We start from the raw sequence: 13,737 nt of genomic DNA on the forward strand, positions 1-13,737 counted from the left end.
GAGTATATTTATCGTCTATCTAAAAGTTAGACAAATGGTACAATTTTTCAGGGAACTCTTCGATTACAATCTCGAATGCAACCAAAAATTAGCGCAGATGATAGTCTCCCTACAAGAGCAACTGCCGGAAAAGGTTATCGGATTATATAGCCACATACTTGACGCGCACCAGATCTGGAACAACAGGATTCATGCACGAGAAAAAACTTTCGGTGTATGGCAGATCCACGACACTACTGATTTCATAAATCTGGACCTAAAAAACTACAGACATTCGTTAAGTATTTTGGAGAGCTCCGACCTCACTCAAGTTATAAATTACAAAAACAGTACTGGACGGCATTTTAATTCCTCTATCCGGGACATTATTTTTCATGTTATCAATCATTCTACTTATCACCGCGCGCAGATTGCAATAGAGTTCAGGCAGAATAATCTGGATCCTTTGATGACAGATTATATTATGATGAAGAGGTAGTTTTCCACGAGGTCAGTTTCATTCAAGGGATCATCGTTCTCTAACAATGCTTTATCTAGCTTCCAATTGGTAATGTGTTATATATATCTGGCAGCATCGGGAAAGTTCTTGATTTGTTTCAAGAGTTGTTCGATATCTGCCACGGTGTTCTTCAAAAAAGCTTGATGCTATATTTACGAATTTTGTGGACCATCGTCTTTCTCGCTTGACAGCACGGTTTATTAGAAGACAAGGGCAAATAAAGAATTTTTCTTATATTGGTTGATAAACAATCATATTAAATAGAATAAAAGAAAGTCTTTTGTAACCATGAAGCCAATTTTGTTAAGCATTTTTTTGATTTTAATCAGCCATATAGTTTCTGCTGACGTTCCTTTACGGTTGGCTGTAGCTGGGCTAAGCCACGGGCACGTCGACTGGGTCTTCAACAGAAAAGACAAAAAGGATGTGGCTGTAATTGGCATTTATGAAACCAATCCACAGTTGATTGATCATTATGCTAAACGGTACCAGCTAGATAAAACTCTTTTCTTTACCGATTTGCAAGAAATGTTGGATGAAGTCAAACCGGACGCGGTGTCAGCATTCGGCGCTATTAACGAACACATTGTTGTGGTACGTGCCTGCGCACCGCGACAGATCCATGTGATGGTGGAAAAACCGCTGGCAACGACCGTGGCGGATGCTAAAGAGATAAAAGAACTCGCTGAACGATATAAGATACATGTTCTGACAAATTTTGAAACGTCATGGTATGAAAGCAATCAGCAGATTAAAGAAATATTAGAAGAAGGACAATTGGGAGAAATACGAAAAGTGATAGTGAATGACGGGCATCAAGGACCAAAAGAAATCGGGGTCAGCAAAGAATTCTTAGAAATACTAATCGATCCGGCAAAGAATGGAGCGGGTGCATTGGTAGATTTCGGATGCTATGGAGCGAACTTAATGACCTGGTTGATGAACGGCCATAGACCTCTTTCAGTGACGGCGGTAATACATCAAAATAAACCACACATCTACAAAAATGTAGATGACGAAGCAACCATCGTTCTACAATATCCAAAAGCGCAATGTCTGATTCAGGCTTCGTGGAATTGGCCATTTCCTAGAAAGGATATGGAAGTATACGGCACCAAAGGTTATGCAATAGCTCTTGATGCAACAACTTTACAACAGCGCTTGCTGGGAAACAATAAAGAAGAACGAAAGGAACTTCCTGCAAGACCGGCTCCGTTTGATGATCCATTTTCTGTATTAGCCGCTGTGGCGAATGGTTCTTTAATATTGAACAAACTTGATCTTTATGAATTAACCGTTAATTGCATAGTTGTCGAAATCCTCGATGCGGCAATGCAATCGGCAAAACAGAAAAGAACTGTATTCTTAAAATAACACAAAATCCTTAGCATGGGAAAGCTGGCGGGTAGTAATTTATATCTGCTTAAGAATATCATGACGAATCCCATGGCAATTCACCAATTCCGGAGGATATGTCCTGCATATATTCTGAAGAGTTGATGTTTTTACCGTGGTCATAATAGCGCGTCAATTTAAAAACCTCTTCATCGACCGACACTGGACAAGTGCTTTGGAATGAACTATTTTTTGTAATTTTATCGGATGGAAGCACAACCAAACAACCCTTTACATGGTAAAAGACTTGACACAATTATCGAAGAATTGTTATCGCACTACGGAAGTTGGAAAGCACTAGGCCAAGAGGTACGGATTAATTGTTTCGTTGATAATCCGAGTCTAAAATCTTCATTGACTTTTTTAAGGAAAACACCCTGGGCACGGAAGAAAGTTGAGGATTTATATCTTACCACTTTTTCAAAGCAATAGCGCTTGAGAATGAAGGAAAAATGACTAAAGCAACCTACTAAATAACACTAGCTTTTACATCTTTATTGTGCATTGCATGTTCATCGGTCCAAGACTGCCGGGCTTCAAATAGGCAGGTATTATATAAATGTTATATATTCGAATTCCTGCTACTTCGTTTTCAATTTCTGTAAACGTTCTTTTGCTGAAGGAATGACATCATCATCTCCTTCGTAATTTTCGATCACACTTTGCAACGTACTCCTTGCTTGGAGCTTATCGCCTTTGCCCCCATAGGCATCCGCAAGCAGAATGAAACTCTTGGCCACCCAGTAATCCTGTGCCGACATATTGTTGATCACATCAAAGGCTGTTTCCTGGGCTTTGTCGTATTCTTTGTTTTCATACTGCAGTCTCCCGACGCGGTACCGTGCCTCTGCGCCAACCACCGTTTGGTTCTTTAATGCGGCCAGATTCAGTTCTTTCATGGCAGCCTCCATGTTCCCTTCCTGCAGCAAAGCTCGCCCACTGTATAGGTGTGCCTTGGCAATTTCTTCCTTAGATGACCTATTGTGGCTCTTTACTAACTTCGCGTACTTGGCCGTCTGTTCCAAATCACCGAGCTCGAAATAACAAATCATCAGGTTGGTTACCGCGTAGCTATAGTTCTCTCTATATGCTGAGTTGAGCTCCAATTTTTTGAGATGCACAATGGCCTCGTTGTATTCCTTTAGGCCCAGATACAGCGCAGCAACCGTCAGCAAGGTATTCTCCGTATACTTGCTCGTCCAGTCGTTCAGGATGATGTTCAGGTCGTGCAGCGCTTCCTTTGGGTTCCCGGTATGGTACAAACTCACCCCACGGATGTAACGGGCATGTTTTTCTTGTCTGGGTTTCGGAAATTTATCAAAATACGCATTGATCGCTTCCACAGCCGAGCCGTATTCTCCCCTTGCAAACAGGGAATGGGCAACTTGGAAAGCTAAGTTATCCTGCTCCGCGGTGCTCAGATTGTTGATATTGGTGCTGGTCGCGTAACGAATATAGCTCGAAGCATCCCCCTGATCTAGGTAAATGTTTTCAATAGAACGCAGCGCTTGCCCTGCTTCATCGGTTGCGGCATGTTGCTCCACCACCTTCTGAAACGTGGCTTTCGCCGCTTCGGTGTCACCTTTATTGTACTGGACAAGGCCGATGGTCATCAACGCACGGGGTACATAGCTGCTGCGGGGGTACTGTCCGATCATCCGCTGTAGCCCTTCGATAGCGGTATCGTAATCTCCGGTAGTGAAATATGTGTACGGGATCTCAAAGGCCACATCATCCGCATAGTTCGAACCCGGAAATTGCTCCACAACGGACCGCAGGGTGCTGAGCTTGGTTTCATTGTCGCCCTGCAATCCAAAGATAACACCTCGTTGGAACAACGCATAGTCTTGATTGGGAGCTTTGCTGTTGATCAGCTGGTCATAGTATCGGTTGGCTCGGTTGTAATTGCGCATGGACAAATATGAATCGCCCAAACGTGCGATCACGTCATGACGTACACTTTCGTCTACTGAACTTCCATCCATAGCCAAAAAGCGCTCAAAATAGTCTGCCGCCATGCCAAAGCTGTTATTGCGAAACGCCGCATAAGCTAGTCCATAATTTGCATAATTATATACTTTAGTGTTTCGTGCGGCGGGCAATCGAAGGAACCGGGAAAAGTTCTCCACCGCTTCCCTGTATTTGCGCACTTCATACATCGCCTCCGCTTTCCAGTACGTGGCCAATGCCGCCATTTCTGCATCAATCGGGAATTTTTCCGACCTCATGAACATGGATATGCTATTTTCGAAGGCACGCTCGTTATAAAATTCCAACGCGCGATAGTACGTTACTTTTTGATAGGTCGAATTGCCCTCCTCCCCCCTGTTGTTCATCGATTCCAACATACTTACCCCTGCATGGAAGTTACTCGTACCTAACAAAACCTCTGCCGATAGTGTTTCCACACTTTCTTGTTTTTGGCCACCAGGATCACTGTTTGCATGTTCCCGAGCGAGATATTCGCGGAGGACTTCCTGGGCGACCTCAGCGGAGTCCAATTCATACAATATTTTGGCATAGTTAAACAGCGCATCCACTTTCAATACGGGATCGAGATCCAGTCTCGTCGCTTTGAGAAACGCATCTCGTGCACGTTGCTTATCACCGGTTTCTAAGGCGATATGGCCTAAGGTAATTAGTGAGCCTTGATAAAAGGCATCGGAAGTTTCCAACGTCTCCAAAATAGAGCTCGCTCTGGGATATTCGCCTGCCCGATAAGCCAAATAGCTGATCCGGTAATTATCGATATTGTTGCGTGAAGCGTTCGGATTTCGTTTCAGTAATTCATCGTTATAAGCTTGTTTATATCGGTTCCTTGCAAGATATATGGAGGTGGCAATCTTTCGCAACTCAATCTCAATTGCTCCCCGGTTGATACGCATATCCGGGCTCCGGCGGACCTTTACGGCATCGGCCAGCATCGGCCGGTAGTCACGCACGATATCAATGGAATCCATAACGGTAGCTTGCCTTTCGTGCCGTTGTTCACTAGGCTGTTGTTTCTCTTTCTGCTCTTTCTCATCTTGCTGCGCATACCCCGTAACCAGCAAAGCTGAAAAGACACCCGTAAGCAGGTATTTCAGGTAGTTATAGCCGATGCTTTCTTTCAATATCATTGTTCGTCCGTGTTTCTGAGTTTTTTCCAAACGTTCCTTTGCCGAGGAGATAATATTGTAATCTTTCCCTAACTAGCTATAGCCAAAACTAAAGAATTCCAACCACAATTATGTAAATCGTCAGGAAAAAATTGGACGCTAAAAGGTAATTATACGTCATATACAAAAACCAAATGATTCAATTTCACCTTACTTTTGATTGTATTCTATATAATTACTATTTTTTGTAATTTTATTGAATGGACAAACAATCAAATCACACCATTGCATCGCAAACTATTCAAAACAGATCAATGACATTAAAATCAATATTTACCATAAGATGGTGGGCTGGTGCCACCCTATTGTGATAAAAACCGTTATGCACAGAGGTATCAGGATCCATGATCGCAAGTATTCTGGAAGTGAGATAATAATAAATGATGCTTATTATTATGTACTAATACTAAAACAGGTAAAGAGGGTAGCAATCAATGTAGTGAATTATAAGATTTCGGACTGTTGCATTTTATTTCTATCACCATTCCAATTAGCAAAATTTCAAATAAATGAACATTCAAAGGTTAGCATATTGGAATTCCATGCAGATTTTTATTGTATTGAGTATCACAAAAAAGAAGTCGCATGTAATGGTGTATTGTTTAACAATATTTTTGAACAACCGTTTATTCATGCGTCTCCAAATTTTAGGGACGAAATGTATACGTTATTTGAGCGAATAGCACGCCTTCAAATATCGAATGAATCATATGATTCATCAATCATGAAATCTTACTTACAGCTCATTTTAGCGATTTGTAATAAAGAAATGCTTCTTCAGCGTAAAGTATATTCGAGCTCCGCAGTGCATTCTTTATCCGAATTTAGAGATTTAATTAACGAAAATTTCATTCAGCACCGAACAGTACAATTTTATGCAGATTATTACAAAATGAGCATAGCAACTTTCAGCAAACGAGTTAAGACAGAGTATAGCAAGTCGCCTCTGGAACTAATACAGGAGCGATTGATTTTAGAAGCAAAGAAACTTTTGCATCTAACCTACAAAAGTGTAAAAGAAGTAGCATCCGAATTAGAGTTTCATGATGCGTTTTACTTTAGCAGATTCTTTAAGAAACATGTAGGGGTGTCACCTAAAAAGTTTAGAAATGAAGTAGGGATAGCAGAAATAGCAAAAAAGTCCATATAATATACGAAGTTGTCCATTTTTATTAGTTTGGATTAAACATACTTTAGCTTTGTGCAAATTATTTGGTAAAGATGAAAACTTTGTTAGTATTTTTCGGGCGTTCAAACGCATATTTTATTAATTTCTTACGTATATCAATTTTTGTCGTAACCGCATGGATTGGGGGGTTAAAAGCTTTCCAGTATGAAGCAGATGGTATTGTCCCATTTGTTATTAACAGTCCATTTTTGAGTTTCTTTTATACGAAATCAGAAGCGATGGAAAGTAATAAAGATGGGATATTAATAAAACAATATCAACTGCATAAAAACCCAGAGGGTTTAGTCGTCCGCAAGAATATTGAATGGCACAAAGAAAATGGTACATATGTGTTCTCTTACGGACTAGGAACAGTAATTTGTGTGATAGGTATTCTAGTTCTGCTTGGCATATGGTTCCCTAAGATTGGATTTTGGGGAGGGATATTAACCTTTGGGATGTCAATTGTTACGCTTTCATTTTTGATTACCACCCCGGAAGTTTATGTACCCAATTTAGGCGGAGATTTTCCAACACCGCAATTTGGGTTTCCTTATTTATCAGGTGCAGGGCGTTTGGTTTTAAAAGACATCATAATGATGGCTGCGGCATTAATTATTGTATCAGATTCAGCTCGAAAATGGTTGAAAATGATTAAAACTATTGACAGAACTGCGCGACATACTGGATCATAAGCAGAAGAAATGGACGAACAACCATTTACTTCTCAGCAATTTCTTTTAGCTTGTCCAAGGCTTTGGGATAAATGCCGTTGAAATAATCGAAATATTCGTCGGTCGTGTCCATATCTACTGTTACGGTTGTGATGTCTTTATTCTCCCGAAAGCTGTAGTTTTCATATCCACCTGCCCATTTTTCCACTTGCTCACCCGTAGTTACTTCGGTATCACCATCCAAAAAGCCATAGTGACGAATGGAAACAAACTCAGCGGGTCTATGTTCGGCGATCTCCGAAACCATTCCACCTTTTTCGCCATTTTCATCTGTGCCAACGAAATGGATTTTACTCCCTTTGTCCCAACTTCCTTCATAAGTGGAAGTAGGATTAAATGCCGACGTCCAGTGCTCGTAAGTCGACTTATCATTTAAACCCAACATCGCTTCATATACCTTTTGAGCTGATGCGTTAATTTCTTTGGAGAATTGTAGTTTTTTCATTGCTTTATATTTCTAGTTATTAACCAGGTTTCTTAACTATCTACTATTTACAAGTATATGAAGATTTCTCTTACTTAAAATTGCCCCAAGGCAAGAAATGTGAGTAAGTTTACCTTGCGTATGTTGTCCGTCGATAAATATTTTAGCGGGGATGGCGTATAAATGACATACATGTTCGTAACTTGTACTCGACTTTTTCTAAGTATAAGTAAAATATGATCATTGGTTTAGATATTGGAACATCATCAACAAAAGCGATCGCATTTGATCGAGCAGGCACAATTATTACGCAATTTAGCGTGACATACCCTATTTTATCCCCGCAAAGTGGCTTTTATGAACAAAATCCACTCCAAATCTATGAGGCTTGCGTACGCGCAGTGTCAGAGGTGATGGATGCTTTGAAGAATAGTAACCAGGAGCATCGTCTAAAGGGTATAGCTTTGAGTAGCGCTATGCATGGCGTAATCGCGGTGGATGATATGGGCACTCCTCTTACAAATTGCATTATTTGGGCTGATACGCGTAGTCAAGATATTGCGGATAAGTTAAAAGGAACGTCTGCAGGCCATCAGCTATTCCGAGAAACAGGTACGCCCATACACCCGATGTCTCCTTTGTGCAAGTTAATTTGGATGAATAAGCATATGCCAAATATCTGTCAAAAGACACATAAGTTTATAGGTATAAAAGAATACATCTTTTTTCAACTGTTCGGAACCTATGTTGTAGACTATTCTATCGCTTCGGCAACAGGTTTATTAGATATCCATAGCATGCATTGGAGCGAACTAGCGCTTTCAAAGGCAGGAATAACGGAAAAACAATTATCTTCACTAGTTTCTGTTGATTATGTACTAACGGTAGATGATAAGGCGACAGCGTGTTTATGGGGAATTCCTATAGGCACGCCTTTCGTGATTGGTGCTAGCGACGGATGTCTCGCTAATTTAGGTGTCGATGCAACGACGCCTGGGATTGCCTCCGTGACAGTCGGTACCAGTGGAGCTATAAGAGTAGTGACTGATCGTTCCAATACAGACTCCAAAGAGCGGGTTTTCAGTTATATCCTTCGTCCTGGTGAATTTGTGGTAGGTGGTGCGATTAACAATGCCGGAGTCGTGCGAAAATGGTTTATGGAGCAATTTATGTCCGAATTCACTCAACTATCCCTAGGAATGGATTCCGCAGCTTTATTTGATGACGAAGTCAGATCTGTCGCTCCTGGATCGGACGGGCTAATATTTCTACCTTATGTTACGGGAGAACGTGCGCCGTATTGGGATGCAAAGGCAAAAGGTGTTTATTTTGGCATCCAGCTTCAGCATAGTAGAGCACACTTTGCACGCGCAATGATTGAAGGGATGCTATTTTCGTTGTTGAGTGTTGGAATTGCACTGGAAGAAACGACACAGCGTATAGAAATTATTTATGCGAGTGGTGGCCTAGCACGTTCCGTGTTGTGGGTTCAAATGCTGGCCGACATATTTAACAAACCGGTGTATGTGAAAGAGAATGTAGAAAGTTCGGCATGGGGAGCTGCTATCATAGGAATGGAAGCATTTGGCATTAGGAGAGCATATCTATCGACACATACAGTTGATACGCACAGCACACAATATCTTCCAGATGCGCATAACCACCACATTTACATGGAGAACTTTCGGAAATTTGAACGTCTCTACTTCAAATTGAAGGAAGAGTTTTAAAATCATTTTTATTATGCCATTATTGATTGTTTTCGCTGGAATAGTTTTACTTCTACTATTGATAACAGTAGTTAAGCTCAATTCGATCATTTCTTTACTAATTACGTCGATAGCCGTTGGTTTCGCTATGGGAATGGATGGAACCTCTATTATGAAATCTGTGGAGGTTGGCGTGAGTAGCACAATGGGCCAGTTGGCTTTAATACTTGCCTTCGGTGCAATTTTAGGAAGGTTGTTAGCTGATGGTGGAGCAGCCCAAAAGATAACCGATGTTTTGACAAGAGTATTTGGTGTGAGATATATACCTTGGGCTATGGTGCTAACAGGATTTCTCGTAGGAATACCGCTTTTTTATAACGTAGGGTTCATCGTGTTGGTTCCGTTTGTTTTTATGGTGTGTCGATCGAACAAACTCCCGTTGCTATATGTAGGTATTCCCTTGCTAGCGGCACTGTCTGTAACACACGGCTACCTGCCACCGCATCCTGGGGCAACAGCTATTGCGATCATTTTTCAGGCAGATATTGGGTTAACGATGATCTATGGAATGATTGTCGCCGTACCAGCTATCATTATAAGTGGTCCAATTTTTGGACGATTCCTGAAATCTATACCTACCAATCCGCCCGAAGAATTATTCGCACCTCCATCTAAAGTCCAGACAGCTTATCCTGGATTTGCACTTAGTATTTTCACGGGATTGTTTCCGGTATTTCTCATAGCGCTGGGATCATTCGGACCTATGTTTCTTCCCGAAGACTCGCAATTTCTCCGGGTTATACGATTTTTAGGAGATCCTGTCTTTGCTTTACTTTTAGCGGCTTTACTAGCAATGTATACCATGGGAATAAGGCAGGGCAAGAGCATGAAGCAACAGGCTGAGAGCATTGAAGAAGCTCTCCGTGGTGTAACAATGATACTGTTTATTATCGGGGCATCTGGTGTGTTCAAACAAGTGCTCGTGGACAGTGGCCTGGCGCAATATATCACGGAAATTACTGCTGACCTTACCCTCTCACCATTAGTTCTAGCCTGGGCAATTGCCGCTATTATACGTTTGGCCGTTGGATCAGCTACTGTGGCTGGCCTTACGACAGCCGGGATTATGCTACCGATCCTGGAGTCTTCACACAGTAGTCCCGAACTTATGGTGCTGGCGACCGGAGCAGGAAGCCTCATGTTTTCGCATGTAAATGATACCGGTTTCTGGATGTTTAAAGAATATTTTGGCTTGACTATGCGGGATACTTTCCTATCGTGGTCCATTATGGAAACATTGGTTTCCGTTATCGGCTTATTTGGCGTTTTACTCCTTAACTGGCTTGTTGTCTAGCTAATTTTAAAAGAAAGATGAAGCTGATAAAGTATTTATCTATATATTCGTTCCTAAGATGAAGCAAGCAGCAATTTTACTAGCGTTGGTATTTCAGGTATTATGCGTATGTGCACAAGACAGCATAGCGTATAGAGGGTTAACGATCCGTCATGGTGATCTTTTATTTGTTGGAGCACAGTCTGAAAATCTCTCCGGTGCTATCAACCGCGTCACACAACGGACAAACAATACTTCTTTCGATCATATAGGCCTCATCGAAATAGCGCACGGACAACCCTACATACTCCACGCAAGTAGTAAGAAAGGATCTGTAAAGGAACCTTTGGATAGTTTAATAAAAATCGATCATGAAGCTACAAGGCTATTTGCCATATATCGCATTGATAGCATTTACCAAAATGCTATCCCTAAGGCAATAGAAACGGCACACCAACTGTTGGGTAAGCCTTACAATTGGAGCTATACGCTAAATGACAGTTCGTATTACTGTTCAGACTTTGTGGAAAGAGCTTTTCGACACATCAGGTTATTTAAACTAGAACCCATGACATTTAAGGATCCAAAGACGGGTGATTTTGATGAGTTTTGGATAAATTTCTACGCAAATCAGGGTCGAGAAATACCAGAAGGCGAATTAGGATGTAACCCTAATGGCATGGCGGCCAGCCCTCATATTTATCATGTCGGTTCTTTTCATGTTTTGTAACAAACATTACGAGAGGAATATTTTTTATTATTCCTCTTGTTCAGCTGGGATTTTTGACATATCCATATAGAAAATCTCCCAAGTGTGTCCATCCGGGTCTTCAATCGTACGCTGTTGCATAAAGCCATAATCTTTCATTTCGCTGGGCTCCACTCCTCCTGCATTCAATCCATTTGTCACAATATTATTGACCTCGTCAACACTGTCGACCGATAACGAAAAAAGTCCCGCGACATTATTTTTTGTGTCTGCGATAGGTTTGGTCGCAAACGTCGCAAATTTTTCGTGCGTTAAAAGCATCACAAAAATATGGTCACTCCATACCATACATTTACCACTTTCGTCCGAAAATTGAGGATTGTTTGTAAAACCCAATGCCGTATAAAATTCCATTGACTTTTGTAAGTCTCTTACCGCTAAATTAATAAAAACTTGTTTTGCCATTTTTATTGATATTTAAATGTTAATGTTATATAGTAAGCCCGCTTTCTAGTGGCTGTCTGTTCCAAAATAAACCATATAAGTTTTCACAAGCTATTATATTTCAGATTTTGTCAGCTTGTCTTATGGCAAGAAATCCGAATCGGATATATTTTCAACCCCCTTGTTAAGGATGTCCCCCTCCTCCTGCTGCCCCATAAATCTGCCCCGTGGAATAGCTTGCGTTATTGTCTGCTAACTGTACAAAAATCGACGCCAGCTCGGCAGGTTGTCCTGCTCTTCCTAACGCCGTGTCTGCTCCAAAATCAACTAACGTTTCGGGTTCTTTGCTACACACCTGTAATGGAGTCCAAACGGGCCCGGGTGCGACGCCGTTTACGCGAATACCAATAGGTCCCAGCTGCTGCGCTAGTGCTTTGACCAGAATCACATTTGTAGCCTTTGTCTGCGCATAATCCAAAAGTGATGCTTCTGGATCATAAGCTTGCACAGAAGCGGTGACGATAATAGATGAACCTGCCGGCATGTGTGGAATAGCGGCCTTTGTAATCCAAAACGGAGCGTACACATTTGTTTTCATCGTTGTATCAAAGCTCTCGTCAGGAATATCCAAAATAGATTCGTAGCTCTGCTGATAAGCCGCATTGTTTACCAAAATATCCAATCCTCCTAGTTTATCGATCGCTTCATCTATTAGTTGCCGGCAGAAATCCCTGTCTGTAATATCTCCCGGGATAGCGTAACCTTTTCGTCCGGCTTTTTCGATCAGGTCGATAACCTGCTTGGCATCTTCTTCCTCTGCCGGCAGATAGTTAATCGCTACATCCGCTCCTTCTCTGGCAAATGCAATGGCTGCGGCTCGTCCGATACCGGAGTCTCCGCCCGTAATCAATGCCCGTCGATTTTCTAAACGACCTGAACCAAGATAACTATCTTCGCCATGGTCAGGAAGGGGATCCATTTTTCCTGTTAACGCCGGAAAGGGTTGTGATTGCTTTTTGAAAGGTGGCTTGGGATATTTATCCACAGGATTTTCAAGTTTTGATTTTATTTCCATGATCTCTATATATTCTTTTTGATTGAACAACATGCTGGACATTCCGTTTTACCTTTTTAGTATATTATCACGTTGTTTATCGAGAACTATCGGAGGGCAAGCGTGTTAATACTAGAAAGAAAGGTTTTTATGAAGATTGGATATCATGCTTCTCACGAGCAATTTTCACCGAGCCAACTTCTTGCTTATGTTCAATTAGCGGAAAAGGCGGGCTTTAATGCGGTAATGTCTTCGGATCATTTTCATCCGTGGAGTGAGAACTATAGTCAAAGTGGATTTGCCTGGAGTTGGCTGGGAGCGGCTATGCAGGCGACCTCGATAGAATTCGGCATTGTGAACGCGCCCGGTCAACGCTATCACCCCGCCATAGTTGCACAGGCTGTAGCAACGCTTGATAATTTATTTCCGGATCGATTTTGGATAGCCTTAGGCAGCGGACAAGCCTTAAATGAAAAGATTACAGCTCAGGTGTGGCCAAGTAAAGAAATCCGCCATAAACGGCTGGAAGAATCTGTTCAGATTATGAAACGTCTTTGGTCGGGTGAGACAGTTACACACTATGGTGCTATCGAACTCGAAAGTGCAACGCTATACACCAGACCTCTATCTCCTCCTTTTGTATATGGCGCAGCGCTTACGGAATCTACAGCTGCTTGGGCCGGTACTTGGGCCGATGGACTAATTACGGTCAATCAGGATACCCCAACATTACAACAAATTGTCAATGCTTTCCAAGCAGCGTGCCCGAATGGGAAACTAGCGATGAAACTTGAGGTGTCCTATGCTTCAACCGAAGAAGAGGCTATAGAATCCGCTTGGACATCGTGGCGCAATAATACACTGGGCAATGAACTACAGGCCGAATTGGCCCTCCCCGAATTCTTTGACCGTGCCGGACTACACGTGACACGCGAACACGTGAAAAACCAGGTATTAGCGAGCAACGATCCGTCGCGGTTTGTCGACGCGATCCAGCACTATCGAAAAATGGGCTTCGAGAAAATTTTTGTCCATAACGTAAATCAACAACAGGAGGCGTTTATCGCCTTTATGGGAAAAGAAGTTCTTCCTTTCATTAAAGATTAAACA

The 13,737-nt window shown here is 41.9% G+C and carries 13 protein-coding genes; 9 read left to right on the plus strand and 4 right to left on the minus strand.

The window, feature by feature from the left end; all coding sequences use genetic code 11:
• The first annotated feature begins 34 nt into the window (after positions 1-34).
• From G5B43_RS03025 to G5B43_RS03035, 3 genes are all read left to right on the plus strand, one after another.
• Positions 35-478: a DinB family protein gene (locus G5B43_RS03025; RefSeq protein ID WP_165293213.1), complete on the plus strand. Its 444-nt coding sequence runs from the start codon at positions 35-37 to the stop codon at positions 476-478.
• Positions 479-787: 309 nt separating this feature from the next.
• Positions 788-1,873 (plus strand): Gfo/Idh/MocA family protein, encoded by a 1,086-nt coding sequence (locus G5B43_RS03030; protein ID WP_165293214.1) that lies wholly within the window; start codon positions 788-790, stop codon positions 1,871-1,873.
• 228 nt (positions 1,874-2,101) lie between these two features.
• Positions 2,102-2,326, plus strand: a complete 225-nt coding sequence (locus G5B43_RS03035) for a VF530 family DNA-binding protein (protein ID WP_165293215.1) — start codon at positions 2,102-2,104, stop codon at positions 2,324-2,326.
• Positions 2,327-2,475: 149 nt separating this feature from the next.
• On the opposite strand, the gene G5B43_RS03040 is transcribed toward G5B43_RS03035, so the two are convergent.
• Complete coding sequence (locus G5B43_RS03040) at positions 2,476-5,013, minus strand: tetratricopeptide repeat protein (RefSeq protein WP_165293216.1); 2,538 nt, start codon at positions 5,011-5,013, stop codon at positions 2,476-2,478.
• 361 nt (positions 5,014-5,374) lie between these two features.
• Here G5B43_RS03040 and G5B43_RS03045 point away from each other — a divergent pair, with 361 nt between their 5' ends.
• Together G5B43_RS03045 and G5B43_RS03050 are read left to right on the plus strand one after the other, a co-directional pair.
• Entirely contained in the window at positions 5,375-6,202 is an 828-nt protein-coding gene (locus tag G5B43_RS03045) for a helix-turn-helix domain-containing protein (RefSeq protein WP_165293217.1), read from the plus strand.
• Between the two features lie 71 nt (positions 6,203-6,273).
• Complete coding sequence (locus tag G5B43_RS03050; protein WP_165293218.1) at positions 6,274-6,915, plus strand: DUF417 family protein; 642 nt, start codon at positions 6,274-6,276, stop codon at positions 6,913-6,915.
• A gap of 25 nt (positions 6,916-6,940) precedes the next feature.
• Here the strand turns inward: G5B43_RS03050 and G5B43_RS03055 are convergent, their stop codons facing one another.
• On the minus strand, positions 6,941-7,399 hold the full coding sequence (locus G5B43_RS03055; protein ID WP_165293219.1) for an SRPBCC domain-containing protein: 459 nt from the start codon (positions 7,397-7,399) through the stop codon (positions 6,941-6,943).
• A 215-nt stretch (positions 7,400-7,614) separates the two neighbouring features.
• On the opposite strand from G5B43_RS03055, the gene G5B43_RS03060 reads away from it, so the two are divergent.
• Genes G5B43_RS03060 through G5B43_RS03070 form a run of 3 tightly spaced genes read left to right on the plus strand, consistent with a single transcriptional unit; the run spans position 7,615 to position 11,150 of the window.
• Positions 7,615-9,108, plus strand: a complete 1,494-nt coding sequence (locus G5B43_RS03060) for a gluconokinase (RefSeq protein ID WP_165293220.1) — start codon at positions 7,615-7,617, stop codon at positions 9,106-9,108.
• Between the two features lie 13 nt (positions 9,109-9,121).
• Positions 9,122-10,441, plus strand: coding sequence for a gluconate:H+ symporter (locus G5B43_RS03065; protein ID WP_165293221.1), 1,320 nt, complete (start codon positions 9,122-9,124; stop codon positions 10,439-10,441).
• 58 nt (positions 10,442-10,499) lie between these two features.
• Positions 10,500-11,150: a YiiX/YebB-like N1pC/P60 family cysteine hydrolase gene (locus G5B43_RS03070; RefSeq protein WP_165293222.1), complete on the plus strand. Its 651-nt coding sequence runs from the start codon at positions 10,500-10,502 to the stop codon at positions 11,148-11,150.
• A 27-nt stretch (positions 11,151-11,177) separates the two neighbouring features.
• Here G5B43_RS03070 and G5B43_RS03075 read toward each other — a convergent pair whose 3' ends face one another.
• Entirely contained in the window at positions 11,178-11,594 is a 417-nt protein-coding gene (locus tag G5B43_RS03075; RefSeq protein WP_165293223.1) for a VOC family protein, read from the minus strand.
• A gap of 163 nt (positions 11,595-11,757) precedes the next feature.
• Positions 11,758-12,648: an SDR family oxidoreductase gene (locus G5B43_RS03080; protein ID WP_165293224.1), complete on the minus strand. Its 891-nt coding sequence runs from the start codon at positions 12,646-12,648 to the stop codon at positions 11,758-11,760.
• A 129-nt stretch (positions 12,649-12,777) separates the two neighbouring features.
• Between G5B43_RS03080 and G5B43_RS03085 the strand changes: the two genes are divergently transcribed.
• Positions 12,778-13,734, plus strand: a complete 957-nt coding sequence (locus G5B43_RS03085) for a TIGR03885 family FMN-dependent LLM class oxidoreductase (RefSeq protein WP_165293225.1) — start codon at positions 12,778-12,780, stop codon at positions 13,732-13,734.
• Positions 13,735-13,737 lie beyond the last annotated feature (3 nt).

It is taken from the genome of Sphingobacterium sp. SGR-19, assembly GCF_011043555.1.
GTDB lineage: Bacteria > Bacteroidota > Bacteroidia > Sphingobacteriales > Sphingobacteriaceae > Sphingobacterium.

What these genes read in the sequence shown, in the direction of transcription:
- G5B43_RS03030 (WP_165293214.1), top strand. Translation starts at nt 788, where the DNA reads ATGAAGCCAATTTTGTTAAGCATTTTTTTGATTTTAATCAGCCATATA.
- G5B43_RS03055 (WP_165293219.1), bottom strand. Translation starts at nt 7,399, where the DNA reads ATGAAAAAACTACAATTCTCCAAAGAAATTAACGCATCAGCTCAAAAG.
- G5B43_RS03060 (WP_165293220.1), top strand. Translation starts at nt 7,615, where the DNA reads ATGATCATTGGTTTAGATATTGGAACATCATCAACAAAAGCGATCGCA.
- G5B43_RS03040 (WP_165293216.1), bottom strand. Translation starts at nt 5,013, where the DNA reads ATGATATTGAAAGAAAGCATCGGCTATAACTACCTGAAATACCTGCTT.
- G5B43_RS03065 (WP_165293221.1), top strand. Translation starts at nt 9,122, where the DNA reads ATGCCATTATTGATTGTTTTCGCTGGAATAGTTTTACTTCTACTATTG.
- G5B43_RS03025 (WP_165293213.1), top strand. Translation starts at nt 35, where the DNA reads ATGGTACAATTTTTCAGGGAACTCTTCGATTACAATCTCGAATGCAAC.
- G5B43_RS03070 (WP_165293222.1), top strand. Translation starts at nt 10,500, where the DNA reads ATGAAGCAAGCAGCAATTTTACTAGCGTTGGTATTTCAGGTATTATGC.
- G5B43_RS03035 (WP_165293215.1), top strand. Translation starts at nt 2,102, where the DNA reads ATGGAAGCACAACCAAACAACCCTTTACATGGTAAAAGACTTGACACA.
- G5B43_RS03075 (WP_165293223.1), bottom strand. Translation starts at nt 11,594, where the DNA reads ATGGCAAAACAAGTTTTTATTAATTTAGCGGTAAGAGACTTACAAAAG.
- G5B43_RS03045 (WP_165293217.1), top strand. Translation starts at nt 5,375, where the DNA reads ATGCACAGAGGTATCAGGATCCATGATCGCAAGTATTCTGGAAGTGAG.
- G5B43_RS03080 (WP_165293224.1), bottom strand. Translation starts at nt 12,648, where the DNA reads ATGGAAATAAAATCAAAACTTGAAAATCCTGTGGATAAATATCCCAAG.
- G5B43_RS03085 (WP_165293225.1), top strand. Translation starts at nt 12,778, where the DNA reads ATGAAGATTGGATATCATGCTTCTCACGAGCAATTTTCACCGAGCCAA.
- G5B43_RS03050 (WP_165293218.1), top strand. Translation starts at nt 6,274, where the DNA reads ATGAAAACTTTGTTAGTATTTTTCGGGCGTTCAAACGCATATTTTATT.